This window comes from Candidatus Thermoplasmatota archaeon (assembly GCA_018814355.1).
Classification (GTDB): domain Archaea; phylum Thermoplasmatota; class Thermoplasmata; order UBA10834; family UBA10834; genus COMBO-56-21.
This window is the reverse complement of sequence record JAHIZT010000073.1, coordinates 1-15820: the sequence shown is the minus strand read 5'-3', so window position 1 is coordinate 15820 and position 15820 is coordinate 1. Positions and strand designations below refer to the sequence as shown.

The window sequence follows — 15820 nt, the reverse complement described above, 5'->3', positions numbered from 1 at the left end:
GTATGCAACGCTCGTTGACTATCTCCCTGGGCACGAGCTCCAGCTCTGAATCAGCGAGTATGAATGAGTATTGCGTCAAGTGAGTATCTCTCCCAGCTGGTTGTGTTCCTTGGCGTACTTGATCTCCTGGGCGATCCGCCTGCCGGAGGACACGCCAGGCTCTATGAGGTCGGAGTATGGCGAGCCGGATATGAACGGGTTCGTCCCGGCGACGATCCTCGACGATATCTCGAAGACCTTGACACTCAGATTGTCGGTGACGATGCATTCGAGGCAGAACGGCCCTATCATCCCGCCGAACAGTGTCAAGGACCGCTCGACGACGCGCTCGCCCATATCGAGCAATTTTGGAAGGAGCGACTCCCTGACCACGACTGGGACGTTCCCTGTGACCACGAATGTCGGGACGTGGCCGAGCTTCTTGAGCTCCTCCTGTGCGCCTAACTTGTACATCTCATCGACATTGGACTCGTCCCGCCTGTCTATGCTGAGGAGCTCGAGCACTCCCTTGCTCATCTTGTACCCTTCAGTCCTGACGGGCGAGTAGAAGTAGTGAATGTAGTACCTCGTGCCCAGGATGTACTCCTGGATGGAGAATTTCTGGGAGTGATCTATTCCCAGCTTGAAGTCCGGATAGTCCTTCGCGATGAAGAACCCGCGCCCGCCCTTGGCGCCGTCGTACTTGACCAAGACCGGACGATCGATCAGCTTCGGGTCTTCGATTTTGTGCGGCATCTCGAGCCCTGCAGACACTAGCCATTTGCGCTCCTTGTCCCTGTCGCTCTCCCAGTCGAGCACATGCCTGTTGCCGAAAGTTGGGACCTCGAGCTCCACGAAGTTCTTCGGCGTCATGTACTCCACGAACGACCCGTGAGGGATGAGTATGACGTTCTTCTCGATCAGCTCGTCTGCCTTCTCGAGCAACTGCGAGTACGAATCAACATAGAAGAACTCGTCGGGCTTGCCAAGAGGGAATGCATCGTAGAACTTGGTCTTCTGGCCAACGGCGATGCCCATCGTCTTCAGGCCTTCTTTCCGGGCGCCGTCGAAGATCTGGAGCGATGTGTGGGAACACGCGGTCGCCACGACGAGGTTGTCTTTGTCGTAGCCTTCGATGATGCTGTCGATCCTGTCTTTTGAGACCATTACGGCTCATATTGGGTTATTCGATTTAAAGATTCCCACGCTCATCACAGTGATTATTGCCGGTCGGTGAACCGAGGCCCAGGCGGGAAAGGGATAAGCACTCGCTTCACGCTCCGGTAGTGTGTGGAAGAAGCCAAGAACATCAAGAGAGGGCCTCTGGAAGGAGTCCATTTCCTCCTTACATACAAGTGTATGTTCGAATGCGACCACTGCTTCGTCTGGGGGAGCCCGTCTGCATCTGGGACGTTCAGCACTCGTCAGATAGAGGATGTGCTGAAGCAGGCCTCAGAGATCCCGACAGTCAAGCGGGTGTACTTCGAAGGGGGAGAACCGTTCCTATTCTACCCCGTCTTGGTCAAGGGCGTCGAGACGGCCAGGAATATGGGGTTCGAGGTGGGCATAGTCTCCAACGCATACTGGGCCACGGACAGGAAGGATGCGACGTCGTGGCTAGAGCCCTTGGCCAGGCTCGGAATAGCCGACCTGAGCATGAGCACGGACGAGTACCACGGGGACAAGGAGGAGGCTGAGAACGTCCGGAGAGGCCTCGAGGCCGCTAGGGAACTCGGGATGGCCGTGGGAGTGATGGAGGTAGAAGGCATCGAGTTCTATTCGTGCGAGACTCCCAAGAAGGAGGAGAAGGGCGAGCTGATGTTCAGGGGCAGAGCGGCCAAGGAACTCGCCGGCAAGGCTAAGAAGAAACCTTGGAAATCGTTTTCGATCTGCCCGGAGGAACCGCCGACTCTTGGTAGGGTCCATGTTGACGCTTTTGGAAACGTCATGTTCTGCCAGGGGATCACCATAGGCAACCTCTGGGAGAAGCCGCTGAAGAAGATCATGGCTGACCTGGACCAAGAGAAACATCCGATCATAGGTCCTCTCATGAGGGGAGGACCAGTCCAGCTCGCCAAGGAGCTCGGCATGAAGCCTAGACGTGAATATGCCGACGCCTGCCACCTATGTTATGAGGTCAGATGCAGAGCCAGGGAGACCGGGAAGCTCAAAGAGATGCTGACGCCGGACCAGATGTACGGTGTCAGCGAGAGCCGCGAGGACTGATCGTGTTCTTCCGCCTCTCTGCTGTCGTGAACGGGCAGACCATCTGACACACAGTGCACATCACGTAGGTGTTCGGGGTCAGCCTCGGCTCGAACCTCTTCCGCAGTGCGCTCATCTTCTCCTTCGACAGGGAGCCTCCACCGCGTCCGACCAGGCATCTGTAGGAGTCCAGAACATACGGCTTGAGCGCCTTCGCCGGGCATGCCTTAACGCACCTCTCGCACTTGCCACACAGGTCCTTGTTCAGCGGCTTGTCGATGGGCAGTTCAGCATCGGTTATGACGCCCTCGAGCCTCAGCCAGAGCCCGTACTTCGGGGATAGCACGACCGAGTTCTTCCCGTAGACGCCCAATCCAGCAAGGATCGCGATACGCTTCAAAGGGACGAGGTCCGGAAGAGGGTTGGCACGGAAGCCCTGGTTGCGAAGTATCTGGAGCACATCGCGCCTCATGTGCGTTAGAGGAAAGTACCCGGGGTACCATTCCCCTTCTCCAGGCCGCTCGACTACAAGCTCGTCCGCATCGTCGACCGAACGGAGCCCGAAGACCACGGCGCTCCTGGCCTCCGGCATCTTCGACCGTATCTTTATCGACCAGCGGTCCACGGTCGACCCTATCTTGATAGTCTCTAGCGCGTCCGCCTCGTCCACTGAAGCTATGCCGAAGGCTACTCCGCCCCTGTTCCTGCAGGCCGCCCTGAGCCTTTCTTTCAACTCCCCGTCATTCTTGGCCATGGTGCCCATCCTCTGTGAGACAAAACGCATTGGCTGCTATTGAACTATAGCACGGCGTCACAGGTAGAAGAGCACGAATATCCGTACTCCGTACAGCATCGTGGCGAACCAGGACACGAGGTACAGCGCGCCCACAATCTTGTGGATCCTGCCCTTTGGCGGCAGGAACATCTTCTTCTGCTTCTTGATCCTGAATTTGAAACCCAGAATTACAGTTGCTGCGCCCAGGACTGTTACAGATACGGCCAGCAAGATGTGTGGTAGCCCAATAATCCCTGGATAGGGGAACGACCCGAAGACCCCGAGGGTCAGACGCTGATACATCAGCGGCTTAAAGACCAGCTCGTCCGCGAGGAAGGCAGACAGAATCATGTAGTGATGGTACCGTCCTTTGTGTCTGGCGGCCATGACGAACGCCAATACGAGCAGGACACCGACAACTATCTCCCCGATCATGAGGAACGCAATTCTCGGTTCCACATGCGCTCCGAAGAGATTGACGAGACCCATAGGGCCGAATCTGCATCGGTTACCAATCTATGTTCTTGTCTTCGCAGACGCATCCCGATGACAAGAACACCCGTTCCCAGTCAAGGGTTATATCATGGTATTCAATCCAAGACTGCACTCGACTTATGGGGTCTGGGTCCATGAACACGCCTGACGAACAGAGGAAGACGCGAATCAAAAGACGCATATTCGCAGGCATCTCGACCAATGTGCTTGTGCTCGGCATCGTGAGTCTGCTGACGGACATGAGCAGCGAGATGATCTATCCGATACTACCCCTCTTCCTCACGGCAATCGGCGCGACCGGGCTAGTGATCGGGCTTATCGAAGGAGCGTCTGAGACGACCGCCTCTATGGTCAAGGTCATCTCTGGCTGGTATTCAGACCGATACAGGCGCAGGAAGCCGTTCATCCTTGGGGGCTACGCCACGAGCACGGCCGTCAAGCCGCTGCTTTACCTCGCCACAGCACCTTGGCACGTCTTCGGCCTCAGGGTCGCAGAACGGGTGGGGAAAGGAATAAGGAGCGCCCCAAGAGACGCCCTCATTGCCGACTCGACGGACCAGGCGTATTGGGGGAGGGCTTTCGGGTTCCACAAGGCAATGGACTCGACGGGCGCTGTCCTGGGGCCTATTCTCATCCTGCCGGTCCTGATCGCCGCCAGCACGGTGACTGAGGGGACCTACAGGCTCATATTCCTCCTTTCCACCATACCTGCCTTCCTGGCGGTCGTCGTCATCTTCGCATTCGTGAGGGACAAGGAGGCCAGGTCGACCCGAGAGCTGGGGAAGTTCTTCAAGGAGATGAGGCACCTGGGACGGCCGTTCTATCTCCTGATGGCGGTGGTGATGGTGTTCTACATCGGGGAGATCAGCTACGCTTTCTTCATCCTCAGAGCGTACGACGAGGGTTTCACAATCGGCGCATATTCACAGACAGTGTCCACCACGATGCTGTACATCCTGTACAACGTGGTGTTCGTGCTGGTGGCCATTCCCGCAGGGGACCTCTCAGACAAGGTCGGCAGGAAACCCGTCATAGCCTTCTCGTTCAGCCTCTTCGCCATCACAAGCGCCCTAATGGCCTCCGCGAACACACTCTGGCTGCTCGGTCTCGGGTTCGTCATGTTCGGAGTCTACAAGGGCTCATCAGAGGGGGTGTTCAAGGCTTATGTGACTGACGTCGCCCCTAGCCACCTCAGGGGGACCGCTCTAGGTGCGTTCCACACATCCGTCGGCCTGGTGATGCTTCCTGGCGGCATCGTCGCCGGACTCCTTTGGGATTCGGTAGGCCACTGGGCGACATTCGCCTACGGCCTGACCACTTCCCTTGTCGCGCTCCTTCTGCTTATTGTCCTCCGAGTGAGGAAGGCTGACATCACCCTGACCTGACCGTCGCCAGAATCTTCTTGAAGGCGATGGTGGTAGTGTCTCTATAGAGCCACAGGACGATCAACAGCCAGTAGGCCACATAGCCGATCACCTGAGAGAGCGACGGGCTTCCAACATAGCCGACCAAGGCCGTGAGTATCTTTCCGGTCCCGCTCTGGTCGTTTACTATGCCGTTAGTGTCCCAGACGCTCTGAACAACGGGGGCAATCACTCCCGCCTCGCCGAACTCCCCGATCCCTCGCGCGACCAGTCCGGCCGCGAAGAGGATCAGTAGGAATCCGGTGATGCTAAAGAAGGTCTTCAGGTCAAGTCTGACGGAGTACCTCATTATCCCTACGCCAAGCAGCAGGGCGAGACCCAGCCCGAGGGCGCCGCCGATGAGCGTCTGCAGACCACTGGAGGAGAAGGACGCCGAACCAAGGAACAGGACGGTCTCGATGCCCTCTCTCAGGATGCTTACGAAAGCCAGGAAGGCGAGGCCGTAGGACTGCCTGCTTGTGAGGGCGAACTCAACCTTCTGCTTGAGGCCCTCCGAGTATGCCCTGCTGTTGTTCCTCATCCAGAGAATCATGGTTGTGAGAATCGCAGCTGCAAGGAACATAGTGGAACCCTCGAAGAGCTGTTCGTATTTCCCTTCGAACTCCACCGCCAAGGTTAGGAACAAGGCCGCTGTAGCGATGCTCGCCAGGATTCCCAGTCCGACGCCAGCGTACACGGGTTTCACCAAGCTGCTGGCACCCACCTTCCTCAGATAGCCCAGTATTATGCCTACTATCAGCGCCGCCTCTATGCCTTCCCTTAGCGCTATGACAAAGCTTGCTATCGTTCCGACCAGCTCCTTTCGAATCAGGCTATGTTTTAGGTGTACCTAAAGATGACGCCTAACAGGCACTAGTCTGAACGACACAAGGGAGGAAGAATGAAGGGGGGTTGCTCCTGTCCTATCGGTTCCTGCTGGCCATCACGATCCCGATGAAGACCACAAGCAGTCCAAGGGATACGAACGCCAGGCTGGAGAACTCCGGGATGCTAGGGTCAAGCGCCGTTATCACTCCCCACATCCCAGAGGACGAGTGGAGACTGCAGTGATACTCGTAGATGCCAGGAGTGTTGAGTGCTAGAGTCCCCGTCCCAAGAGCGGGGATGGATAACTCAGGGAAGGCCGACTGGTTGCTCGTCGCCGTGTGCGAGGAACCGTCACTGTTGTCCCATTGGATCGTCTGACCCGCGTAGACAGTGATCTCATGCGGGATGAACGTGAATCCTGAGATGCCTACATACGCATCAGCAGCATTCACTTCTGGCAGAAGCGGGGTGACCAATGCAGCGCCTATCATCAATGCTAGTGAGCCTGTCACAACCAATCCAATGACGCTTCTCCTGAATTCCCCGTGTTCTGAACGCATGTTCCTCCTCCTACTCGACTGTGCGAGCGTGTCAACAAGTTGCACTGGTAGCGAGGACTTAACGCTGTTGCCTAGCCTGTGCACATCGATACCAAGGATAGATTCTTGAACGGATTGCCGATATCCCACTGCTGGCTAGGAGTTGGTTTTCGCGAAGATATCAAAGAGGGTCGCTTATGGCCTCATGGCGCTCGCAGCCGTGATGTGGGCCACATCCGGAACCTTCACGGTGCTCGCCATCGACGCTGGTGCAGGCGTCATGCAGGTCACGGTGTTCACGACAGTGATCACCGCAATCATACTCGTCCCCCTGATTGCCACCTTCGACCCCAAATCGCTCAGAATAAAAGCAGAGGATTTCCTTCCGTTCCTTGCATTCAGTATCATCACAGGAACATTCTTCGCCATAGCGTGGTACATGTGCGTTGACCTGACATCGGTGGCGACAGCCGTCATACTCCTGTACGCGTATCCGAGCATAGTCACGGTCGCGTCGGTGTTCCTGCTCAAGGAGGGACTGTCGCCGCAGAAGGCGCTCGCACTCCCCCTCACATTCGTGGGGGCAGTGCTCGTGGCCGGAGCGCAGGAATTCGAGGAGGGGTTCTCCTTCAACTTGGTGGGCATCGCTCTCGGAATCTACGCCGCTTTCGGAGCTGCGGTCTACTACATCTGGGGCAAGAAGTTCTTGGGGAAGTACTCAGCGAACACGGTGATCCTGTACATGACCGTGCTTTCGATCCCTGGTCTGGTGATAATAGCCAACCCCTTTGAGCTATTGAAGAACGCCATATCGATGGAGGGCTGGCTGTACATTATCGCCCTCGGTTTCTTCCCCGGAACGGTTGGATTCGTTGTCTCAATGGTCGCCTTGAAACACATCGAAGCCAGCAAAGCGAGCATCGTGGCGAGCATCGAACCAGTTGCGGCCGTGATCATTGCGGTCGTCGTGCTCCTCGAGGCCGTGAACGGACTCCAGATCATCGGCGTCGTACTGGTATTCGCCGGAGTAATCCTGCTCAGAATGGCTTGGAGAAAGAAGGGAGTCGAAACAACCCTGGAGGATGTTCCGGTCATCCTGGAGAAATGACGAATGACCGGACAACCGAATGCCGAAGGATATGATTCTCAAATTCGTGTCGGAAAGCGCGGTCCATCCAGGCGTGGGCCGCGAGCAGTAAAGAGCATATACCGTCCTGGCCCATCACCGGGGACAACATGATGATCGCGCGTGTGCCAAGCGGCATCCCTGGTCTCGACAGGCTCTTCCAGGGAGGCTTCCCATCGAACTCCACGATCGCTCTGAGAGCCGAGCCTTCGAACCCTACCGAGTACTTCCAGCAGCAGTTCATCGCCGAGGGCCTGAAGCACGGGTTCCCGGCGGTCTATTGCTGCCTATCAAGACCTGCAGCCAACGTTATCAGGAGTTTCAAGCACCAGGGATTCGACATCGTCGAACAGGTCGCCAACGACCAACTGGTATTTCTCGACTGCTACTCAATGCACAAACGCACTTCTGCAATGGGAGTGGACCAGGCGATCCAGAAGAAAATAATCTCCGTCACCGAGGTGGACGATGAGAAGATGCTCCAGGACGGCCTCGCCACGGCAGTGGAGAGGATCCCGAACTTGAAAGGGCTGCGGGCTGTCTGTGAGAGCGTTCCTGGAACGCTCACGAGCAGGACCGCGGTCGAAGTCATGAGATGGGGCAGAAAGGCATTCGGAGACCTGAGAGCCTTCGAAACCGTTACGCTGCACACGTTCCCTCTAGGAGTGCGCGAAGAGCTGTTCGGGCTCATGGCCCACGACTTCGACGGCGTGATCGAGATAAGAGTGGACCGAACGACGGAGCATGTTAGATACTACCTGAGCATCCAGAAGATGCGGATGACCGAGATCCCGTTGAGAATGTTCGAGCTCCAGATGGAGAGCGGGATACTCTCGCTCAAGACGACCGTTCAAAAAATCACTTGAAGGACGATGGGCAGATCATCCGAACCAATTCAGACCTAGCAGCTCCACGATGGCGAGTATCAGGAACGCCCTGGTTATGCCGGCAAGGAAATTCGCCAGGGCGAAGTCCCGCAACTTGATCGTGGTTCCTCGCTTGTTGAAGATAGAGAAGAGATACAGCGGGATCGTATCGACCATGCCAGGGATGGACATGATGAGGTACATTGCGAAGATTCCGTATCTGCCGACGAACGCCTCGCTCTTCACGAGCATCCACTTGAACCACCTCCACCTGGAAAACCTCTCGACCACGCCCTCAACCTTTGCCCCGATGAAGAACACTGCGACCGCACCGGTGCCCTTGCCCAGGCCCATGACCAACGCTTTGATGGGGAAGAAGATGCTCGGGTTCCAAATGAGGGCGATTTCGATGGGTATCGGGAGGAAAATAGCCGCCGCGACACAGAACAGGAAGAACACGAAGAGGTACGTGGCAGGGTCCGCCTGATGGGACATCAGGTAGTCCATCAGCTGCTGAAGAATGCCCGTCATGTCGACCTCGGCAACCGCCTGTGCTTACTTCTAGGTTCGTACGGAAGGCCTCGCCGCGCGTGTATGTACAAGGGCGGAAAACAGGGCTAGCCAGAAAATTAGAAGACGATGCGAATAAATACCAAAGGCTTATATTCGTGTAATATCATCACCTCTAACTGGGATGTACGATGGCTAAGCCCGAAGGGAAGGAAGAAGACTGGTTTGCTCAGCTGGACGAGGAACTGGAGAAGAAGACTGTCCAGATAACTGACAACTTCGTCGAGCAAAGCAACCAGAAGGAGACCATCAACAGGGCACTGTTGGAGGATCTCTTCCGCATCTGGATCAGATTCAACAAGATCAACGTCCACTTCAGCATGGCCCCGGACCCGCAGGGACCGGCAGCCTTCGCGACTTTCACGGTGTATCCGGAGCAGTGGAGTTTCAGGCCCGAATACGACTTCGCAGGCGCTGACAACGTGTCGCTGACCGACCGCACGCAAACAAGGGTCGGGGACTCCCTCAAAGCGTGGTACTACAGCGTCGACAGCCAGACTCATCTGAGGATGATATTCGAGTTCTGCGAGGGCGAGCACTACTACAAGTACGCCGGCTGGAAGAGGATATTCAGCCAGTACGTGTTGCTGGACGTCCCGGTCACGAAGTTCGAGGAGAAGAAGTACCACGATGTCCTGGCGGACATCATCAAGAACTGGTACGAATCCCACCTGAGGCGCGACAGAGAGATCATCCTGAAGCACATCAGGGAGAAGTACGAGAAGGGCGAGACGTTCACGCAGTGACTTGCATTCTTCCCAAATGGTTTCTGGAAGTCCTATGCCCGGGCCGAGCCCTACGTTCTGGCCAGCTGGATGAGGCGCCGGGTGAGCGTCCCTCCGACGAGGGATAGATCCTCTGTAGCCATGATCTTGCCAGCGTTCGCGTCGAAAAGCACATTTGCCGAGGAGGCGACCTCCTCGTCTCCCTGCCAGAGGATGACGACGACCGGCACCTTTGGGAAGAAGTGCGCCTTGAGACTCACGGTGCCCACCTCGATCGGCTCCGCCCTGAGAGCATCGCCGATGTGCCTCAGGAGGTCGGCCTTCTCGCCGAACTCCTTCACCACTGGATCGATGGCCCTGGCCTTGAAGGCCGGGTAGTAGATGGCCCCGCCATCGAACTCGCGGAAGGTCACAAGTCTGTTGGCCACCTGCGCACGTCCCGAGCCTTCTAGATAGTGAAGGATGAGAATCTGCAGGTGCTGGCTGACATCCGCGCCCTTGGCGTCGGCATATCTCATGGTCTTGGCACCAAAATCGACCACACAGTCCCTGTCGATCATGCGAAGGATCAGATGCTTCGTCCCCTTCCTGACGCTTGCACCCGAGTTGGTCGCCAGCATGTTCAGGTCATGGAGGGTCGCCTTCGACCAAGCAGCCTTGAGAACATCGTCATAGTTAGATTTGCCGAGCAATTCATAACCCCCCTCATGCCCTCAGGAACGAGTGAGCGTAGAGCCTCTGGTTCAGGAGCACCTCGGAGGCCTTGACCACTTTCATGAGCTCGTCGTCGTTCGGGTCCACTATGGCCGCATCGAGCCCTCTGCCCAAGAGCATTGCGAGGTACGTCCTGTTCAGGAGGTTCTTCTCCTCCGCCCCGCTGGATATGTTGCTGAGGCCGACGATCGTCTTCGGCGAGGGAGTGTTCAGCAACCTGAAGTTGGTGACGGCATCGCACAGGACCGGACACTGAGCCTGTGCAGCGGCGATCGGAAGCACGACCGGGTCGAGGTATATCTTCTCGGGGCCGATGCCGTGGTCCATTGCGGTCGCCAGGTGAAGCATCGCCAGCTCCGTCTTCCCCTCGACGGTGTTCGGGATGCCCTTCTCGTCAATCGTTAGGCACACGATCTCCGCGTTGTGGTCCCTCGCAAGGGGGTAGAACTTCTCCATGCGCTTCTTCTCCGCGGTCGTCGAGTTGATCATAGGTTCGCGCTTGCACTCTGCAATGCCTGCTTGCTGCACCTTGAGGCTAGGAGAGTCGATGGAGATCTTCACGTCCACGACATCCTGAACGGTCTTCACGAGCCAAGCCATAGTGGCCGCGGAATCGTCCCTACCGGGACCTGTGTTAATATCGAGGTAGTGAGCCCCGGCCTCCGCCTGGACCCTTGCGAGGTCCTGAATAAACTTCGCATCCCTGGCATCGATTGCTTTCGCGACCTGAGGAAATTGACCGTTGATCCTTTCTCCGACCACTATCAGCTGCACTCCCCCTAAACTGCGACCTAACTGATTTCGCCCGATATGAAATGTTCGCTTGCCAGATAAAGGGGCCGGCCCAAGACCCGAGGAAACAGTTAATAGCGCCTCTTGCAGTTCCTTGCAGGGCAGGTCCTGTATGGTCGACGAGGCCGGGAAGAGGAGGTTCAGAGTCGCGTTCGTCCCGGACGGAGCGGCTGTTGACGTGGCACCAGGAACGACAATCCTGGACGCCTGCAGAGCCGTGGGCATCCCCATCGACGCCGTATGCGGAGGAGAGGGGAAGTGCGGGAGGTGCAAGGTAAGGCCGAAAGGCAAGTTCGAGGCCGATGCATCTCCCCTGCTGACAGCCGACGACTTAAGGTCAGGGGTCGTGCTCGCGTGTGCCTCCCACGCCAAAGGCGATCTCACGGTGGAGGTTCTGCCCAGGTCGAGAGTGGGCAAGCACCAGATCCTAACGAGGACCGTCGTCGAGGTCTCCAGATCGCTGTCCCCGTGGGTCAGGAAGCGGTCCATAAAGCTCCCGCCGGCTTCCATTTCGGACAACGTGGCAGACCTGGAAAGGCTGTGGCGTGGACTGAAACGGAAGAACATATGCATGCCCCTGGACACCTTGAGGTCGCTACCGGGGACAATCCGGCAAGGGGACTGGAAGGTCACTGCATCGGTTTCCGAACTCGATTTCGCTCATGAGATAACGCGCGTCGAACCGGGGGACAAGACCGGCCGGTTGCTCGGGATTGCCCTAGACATCGGCACCACCACAGTGGTGGTGGAGCTCGTGGACCTGACCGACGGCACCGTTTTGGGCAGCGCTTCTGACTACAACAAGCAAGTGTCGAGAGGGGAGGACGTAATCGCTCGCATGATGTATGCCGAGGAGAAGGGCATGGACGAGCTGACTTCTCTTGTCCGCGGCACAATCAACGAGCGCATCTCGCGCCTCCTCGAAGACGAGACAAAAAGGTCTGGAATCGCGACGGAGCCGGAGGACATCGTCGCCGTGTCGGTGGCTGGCAACACGATCATGAGCCAGCTGTTCGTCGGACTCGAGACACGCAACATCAGGCTCGAGCCGTACGTGCCCGTTGCACATCACATTCCCTGCTTGCACGGGGGCGAGGTGGGGCTGAGGACGAACCCCGCCGCCAAGGTGCTTCTCTTCCCGTCTCGAGCGGGATATGTCGGGGGCGATGTCGTAGCCGATGTGCTCGCGAGCGGGATGCACCGATCGGGGAAGCTAACGCTCCTGATCGATGTCGGGACCAACGGGGAGATAGTGCTTGGAGGAAAGGACTGGATGGTAGCATGCTCGTGCTCCGCGGGCCCCGCATTCGAGGGTGGCGAGGTCTCGTGCGGCATGAGAGCGATGGATGGCGCCATCGACAGAATCCGGGTCAACGACAACTTATCCACATCATACCATGTGCTCGGTGAGAAGACGCCCGCGGGAATCTGCGGTTCAGGCCTTATCGATCTCCTGGCGGAGATGTATGCCAAGGGCATTATAGACCGCAAGGCGAGGATACAGGACGTCGGCGATAGGAGAGTGAGGGGCACGGACTCCGGCCTGGAGTACGTCATCGAATGGAAGAACAAGCTTGGGAAGGGCGCGAGCTCTGACCTCGCCGTGACAGATGCTGACCTCCAGAACCTCCTAAGGACGAAGGCCGCCATCTACGGCGCGTGCTCGGTCCTCCTGAAGAAGACCGAGACCTTCCGGGAACAGGTGGACGGCGTGGTCATCGCCGGAGGTTTCGGGTTCCATCTTGACATCGGAAGAGCCATCTCGATCGGCATGTTCCCGGACCTGCCGCAGAAGAAATACCGGTTCATCGGGAACGGGGCACTCGGGGGAGCACGATTGGCACTCCTGTCAGGGAGAAGAAGGAAGGAGGCCCTCGACATCTTCGACATGATGACCTACTTCGAGCTGAGCGTGGACAATGCGTTCTACAACGAATTCTCAGCCGCGCTCTTCATACCGCACACGGACCTCAGCAGGTTCCCGAGTTCCTCTGGTGGAGCCCATAAGGAGGCCTCGAGCTGACCTTCACGATAGCCGTCGCGGGAAAGGGAGGCGTGGGCAAGAGTACGTTCTCCGCACTGACAGTCAGGCATCTTCACGAGTCCACGGGCGATGTGGTCCTTGCGGTCGATGCGGACCCGAACTCCAACCTAGGGGCGAAACTCGACTCGGAGCCGGGGAGGACCCTCGGGGATCTGAGGGAGGAGATCGTTTCGAGGGGCGAGGAGCCCCCTGATGGCGTGTCGAAGCAGGATTACATCGACTACCAGGTCAGGCTCGCGCTCAAGGAGGGCAACGGGTTCGACATGCTCACCATGGGAAGGCAGGAGGGCCCCGGATGCTACTGCTACATCAACAACATGCTCAGGACATTCCTCGACTCGATCACGGCCAAGTACAGCTACGTGGTGATAGACAACGAGGCGGGCATGGAGCACCTGAGCAGGAGGACCACGCGCGCTCCCAACGTGCTGTTCATCCTCTGCGACAGGTCGAAGGCCTCGCTCGATGCGGCCAAGAGGATCGCTGCTCTGGCACAGGAGATGAAGATCAAGGCGGCGAGGAAGGCGCTCGTGTTCAATCTCCTCGACGAATCGGCGCACGCCCCCCAGGTCAAGGCGGTTGCAGGGTTCGACGCTGTCTACGGCGTCCGGATGTCCCGGGCGATCCAGGCTCGGATGGCAGAGGCCGAATCCCTGATGGACATACCGAGCACGGATCTCGCTTTCGCCGATGTGTCAAAGGCGATCGAGGCCGAGAGGAAGCGCGACTGAGCTCAGGCTGGAAGCGACTTCAACATCTTCGGGAGGCCGGAGGACTCTCTCGGGCCAACGAGGACCTTCATGCCGGTCAGTTCGTTCAGCTTCCCGCTCATCCTGCTGACCTGCCCAGGTATCACGATCTCGTTCCTCACGCACTTCTCCTTGACCTTCTCCGACTCGAGGGCCTTCACGACCGACTCCGCGGTCAGTTTCCCGGCGGCGAAGGCGGTCATGACCGACTGGCCGTCCGTGTCGACCACTAGAAGCCACACGGGCAGCTTGCTCTTCTCGATGTCCGCCCTGACGGTGAAATACGTCAGCGAGAAGTTGGTCGTGAACAGAAGCGGCGACTTGTCGGTCGGCGAGCCGACCGTGTAGAGGCCGGCCTTCACCTGGATCGGCACCTGCGGGTCCGTGAATATGTTCTGCCTGAGAGCCATCAGTGGGTACACGAGCTCCTTGGGCATGTCCTCCATGAGGACCATCGATGAGTACTTCATCACGCCAAGGGCGGCCTTCATCTCCTCCTTGGCCGATCGGCCGACCACAGACACCGTCGGATAACCCAGCGGCCTGAACTTCTTCTTCACGGCCGCCCTGCGTACGATGGTCATGTTCTCGAGCAGGTGGCTGGCAGATGAACTCCCGGGCTCCAGGACGAGCTCCGAGAGCCCAGCCTTCTTCGCCCTGTCGGCCAGCTGGGAGAGCTCGTCGATGCTGGATGCACCACCGAGCACGAGCGGGAAGGCGCAGGCCTTAGCGACCGCGACCATGGCATCGAAGTTCTGCGGCGTCGCGCGGTAGAGCAGAGGCTTTCCCGGGGCGCAGACCGCCTGCGCTTCCCCCATCAGGCCCGGGTCCTCGGTCATGAGGACAACGGCCAGCCCCAGCCCGGACGCCTCCTTCACGGCCTTCAGGAAGTCCTCCTTCGGGCCGGACGAGTGCCTCACCGCGACTGAGTCCACGCGTATGATCTGTCCGACCCTCTCGAAGGACATGGCTTTCGCCGCATCGAACTTGGATTTCATCGCAGCGATGCCTTCGGCGTCATCCGCAATCACTCCGAGGACTGTCGGGTGATAGAACGTCTTGTCGTGCCTGAACAGCTGGGTCTCATCCCCCAGCTTCGCGACGAACTCGCCCGAGCCTATGGTGACCAGCTTGATAGGCGGCGCACCGCTCTCCTCCAGGGTGGCCTTCGCCTCGGGGCTGACGTACGGGCACGCCTCGAGTGCGACCTTCTGATTTGCCAGCTGCATGGCGAATGCGAGACATGTGGGGAACTTGCACTCCCCGCAGTTCTTCTTCGGGAGGAGCTTGTAGATCTCCATGGCCGTCGGCATGGCTACGCACCTCCAGAAATGTCCGCGGCCGCCTCGCGGAGTCTCTTGACCGATTGTGGGTGTCTCATGACCACGATGTCGGCCCCCGCGACGAGAGCGGAGTACGCGGTCATCGTCTCCCAGTTGATTCCGCGGAGCTCGGTGTTGCCCTTCTCCGGATTCTCCTCCATCGCGTCGGGGACGGTCCACGCGCACGAGCAGTCGCACAGTATCGGCATCTGGAGCACGGCATCGCCTAGGAGAGCGGCCTGCCTCAGCCGCTCTATCACCGAATATGAGTACTCGAGCCCCATGCCCAAGGCAGCCATAAGCGGGTCAATGATGATGTTCTCGGGCTTCATGCCGAATTCCATGAGCAGTATGTTCATCTGCTTGGCCAGATTGATGTCGAGATTGGAGAACGCCACCACCCCGTGCCCGTTCGCCATCGCGGCTGCGGTGACGGACTTGTAGACCTTCTCCTCCGCCTGGCCGAGGAAGAGCCGCTCTCCCTTGCCCGCATTGGACACGGCCTCCATCAGCTTCGCGTCCTTCTCCTGGTCCATTAACAACACAGCCCATAAGCGCAATGCGCAACGGTCTCTTCATATCTAACTTCTCTATTTCCTTTCGGCATCTGTTCACAATATCAATAAGATTCACTTCACAGCGTGAACACGTTGGACACGAAATAATTTCTGGCCCAAATGCACGAAGT

The 15820-nt window shown here is 58.1% G+C and carries 18 protein-coding genes; 7 read left to right on the top strand and 11 right to left on the bottom strand.

Annotation, left to right across the window (positions count from 1 at the left end; translation table 11 throughout):
• Nucleotides 1–75: 75 nt before the first annotated feature.
• Complete coding sequence (locus tag KJ653_05125; GenBank protein ID MBU0685215.1) at nucleotides 76–1146, bottom strand: formate--phosphoribosylaminoimidazolecarboxamide ligase; 1071 nt, start codon at nucleotides 1144–1146, stop codon at nucleotides 76–78.
• A 123-nt stretch (nucleotides 1147–1269) separates the two neighbouring features.
• Here KJ653_05125 and KJ653_05120 point away from each other — a divergent pair, with 123 nt between their 5' ends.
• On the top strand, nucleotides 1270–2205 hold the full coding sequence (locus KJ653_05120; GenBank protein ID MBU0685214.1) for a radical SAM protein: 936 nt from the start codon (nucleotides 1270–1272) through the stop codon (nucleotides 2203–2205).
• On the opposite strand, the gene KJ653_05115 is transcribed toward KJ653_05120, so the two are convergent.
• Together KJ653_05115 and KJ653_05110 are read right to left on the bottom strand one after the other, a co-directional pair.
• On the bottom strand, nucleotides 2183–2938 hold the full coding sequence (locus KJ653_05115) for a 4Fe-4S binding protein (protein ID MBU0685213.1): 756 nt from the start codon (nucleotides 2936–2938) through the stop codon (nucleotides 2183–2185). The genes KJ653_05120 and KJ653_05115 overlap by 23 nt on opposite strands.
• A gap of 57 nt (nucleotides 2939–2995) precedes the next feature.
• Complete coding sequence (locus KJ653_05110) at nucleotides 2996–3418, bottom strand: hypothetical protein (GenBank protein MBU0685212.1); 423 nt, start codon at nucleotides 3416–3418, stop codon at nucleotides 2996–2998.
• 170 nt (nucleotides 3419–3588) lie between these two features.
• Here KJ653_05110 and KJ653_05105 point away from each other — a divergent pair, with 170 nt between their 5' ends.
• Nucleotides 3589–4839, top strand: coding sequence for an MFS transporter (locus tag KJ653_05105; protein ID MBU0685211.1), 1251 nt, complete (start codon nucleotides 3589–3591; stop codon nucleotides 4837–4839).
• Here KJ653_05105 and KJ653_05100 read toward each other — a convergent pair.
• The gene (locus tag KJ653_05100; GenBank protein MBU0685210.1) at nucleotides 4826–5689 is read right to left on the bottom strand and encodes an FTR1 family protein; all 864 of its coding nucleotides are present in this window, start codon (nucleotides 5687–5689) and stop codon (nucleotides 4826–4828) included. The genes KJ653_05105 and KJ653_05100 overlap by 14 nt on opposite strands.
• Before the next feature lie 91 nt (nucleotides 5690–5780).
• Nucleotides 5781–6245 (bottom strand): hypothetical protein, encoded by a 465-nt coding sequence (locus tag KJ653_05095; GenBank protein MBU0685209.1) that lies wholly within the window; start codon nucleotides 6243–6245, stop codon nucleotides 5781–5783.
• Nucleotides 6246–6387: 142 nt separating this feature from the next.
• Between KJ653_05095 and KJ653_05090 the strand changes: the two genes are divergently transcribed.
• Entirely contained in the window at nucleotides 6388–7332 is a 945-nt protein-coding gene (locus KJ653_05090) for a DMT family transporter (GenBank protein ID MBU0685208.1), read from the top strand.
• 128 nt (nucleotides 7333–7460) lie between these two features.
• A complete protein-coding gene (locus tag KJ653_05085) occupies nucleotides 7461–8216 on the top strand; it encodes an RAD55 family ATPase (protein ID MBU0685207.1) in 756 nt (251 codons plus the stop codon).
• Nucleotides 8217–8231: 15 nt separating this feature from the next.
• On the opposite strand, the gene KJ653_05080 is transcribed toward KJ653_05085, so the two are convergent.
• A complete protein-coding gene (locus tag KJ653_05080) occupies nucleotides 8232–8747 on the bottom strand; it encodes a hypothetical protein (GenBank protein MBU0685206.1) in 516 nt (171 codons plus the stop codon).
• A gap of 170 nt (nucleotides 8748–8917) precedes the next feature.
• Between KJ653_05080 and KJ653_05075 the strand changes: the two genes are divergently transcribed.
• Nucleotides 8918–9532 carry a hypothetical protein gene (locus KJ653_05075; GenBank protein ID MBU0685205.1) on the top strand — a complete coding sequence of 205 codons (615 nt, stop codon included), beginning with the start codon at nucleotides 8918–8920 and terminating at the stop codon, nucleotides 9530–9532.
• A 50-nt stretch (nucleotides 9533–9582) separates the two neighbouring features.
• On the opposite strand, the gene KJ653_05070 is transcribed toward KJ653_05075, so the two are convergent.
• Both KJ653_05070 and KJ653_05065 read right to left on the bottom strand, forming a co-directional pair.
• Entirely contained in the window at nucleotides 9583–10203 is a 621-nt protein-coding gene (locus KJ653_05070) for a DUF3786 domain-containing protein (GenBank protein ID MBU0685204.1), read from the bottom strand.
• Nucleotides 10204–10216: 13 nt separating this feature from the next.
• Complete coding sequence (locus KJ653_05065; GenBank protein ID MBU0685203.1) at nucleotides 10217–10993, bottom strand: dihydropteroate synthase; 777 nt, start codon at nucleotides 10991–10993, stop codon at nucleotides 10217–10219.
• Between the two features lie 136 nt (nucleotides 10994–11129).
• Between KJ653_05065 and KJ653_05060 the strand changes: the two genes are divergently transcribed.
• On the top strand, nucleotides 11130–13040 hold the full coding sequence (locus tag KJ653_05060) for a DUF4445 domain-containing protein (GenBank protein MBU0685202.1): 1911 nt from the start codon (nucleotides 11130–11132) through the stop codon (nucleotides 13038–13040).
• Between the two features lie 32 nt (nucleotides 13041–13072).
• Nucleotides 13073–13792 carry a carbon monoxide dehydrogenase gene (locus tag KJ653_05055; protein ID MBU0685201.1) on the top strand — a complete coding sequence of 240 codons (720 nt, stop codon included), beginning with the start codon at nucleotides 13073–13075 and terminating at the stop codon, nucleotides 13790–13792.
• Between the two features lie 2 nt (nucleotides 13793–13794).
• Here the strand turns inward: KJ653_05055 and KJ653_05050 are convergent, their stop codons facing one another.
• The 3 genes from KJ653_05050 to KJ653_05040 form a co-directional block, all read right to left on the bottom strand.
• The gene (locus KJ653_05050) at nucleotides 13795–15123 is read right to left on the bottom strand and encodes an acetyl-CoA decarbonylase/synthase complex subunit gamma (protein ID MBU0685200.1); all 1329 of its coding nucleotides are present in this window, start codon (nucleotides 15121–15123) and stop codon (nucleotides 13795–13797) included.
• 2 nt (nucleotides 15124–15125) lie between these two features.
• Nucleotides 15126–15530: a hypothetical protein gene (locus KJ653_05045; protein ID MBU0685199.1), complete on the bottom strand. Its 405-nt coding sequence runs from the start codon at nucleotides 15528–15530 to the stop codon at nucleotides 15126–15128.
• On the bottom strand, nucleotides 15439–15820 hold a 382-nt coding region (locus tag KJ653_05040), incomplete at its 5' end, for a flavodoxin-dependent (E)-4-hydroxy-3-methylbut-2-enyl-diphosphate synthase (protein MBU0685198.1). The genes KJ653_05040 and KJ653_05045, both read right to left, overlap by 92 nt.

Bases quoted from the DNA above. Each gene is read 5' to 3' on its own strand.
- KJ653_05105 (MBU0685211.1), top strand. From the start codon at position 3,589: ATGAACACGCCTGACGAACAGAGGAAGACGCGAATCAAAAGACGCATA.
- KJ653_05125 (MBU0685215.1), bottom strand. From the start codon at position 1,146: ATGGTCTCAAAAGACAGGATCGACAGCATCATCGAAGGCTACGACAAA.
- KJ653_05085 (MBU0685207.1), top strand. From the start codon at position 7,461: ATGATGATCGCGCGTGTGCCAAGCGGCATCCCTGGTCTCGACAGGCTC.
- KJ653_05060 (MBU0685202.1), top strand. From the start codon at position 11,130: ATGGTCGACGAGGCCGGGAAGAGGAGGTTCAGAGTCGCGTTCGTCCCG.
- KJ653_05095 (MBU0685209.1), bottom strand. From the start codon at position 6,245: ATGCGTTCAGAACACGGGGAATTCAGGAGAAGCGTCATTGGATTGGTT.
- KJ653_05115 (MBU0685213.1), bottom strand. From the start codon at position 2,938: ATGGCCAAGAATGACGGGGAGTTGAAAGAAAGGCTCAGGGCGGCCTGC.
- KJ653_05050 (MBU0685200.1), bottom strand. From the start codon at position 15,123: ATGCCGACGGCCATGGAGATCTACAAGCTCCTCCCGAAGAAGAACTGC.
- KJ653_05080 (MBU0685206.1), bottom strand. From the start codon at position 8,747: ATGACGGGCATTCTTCAGCAGCTGATGGACTACCTGATGTCCCATCAG.
- KJ653_05075 (MBU0685205.1), top strand. From the start codon at position 8,918: ATGGCTAAGCCCGAAGGGAAGGAAGAAGACTGGTTTGCTCAGCTGGAC.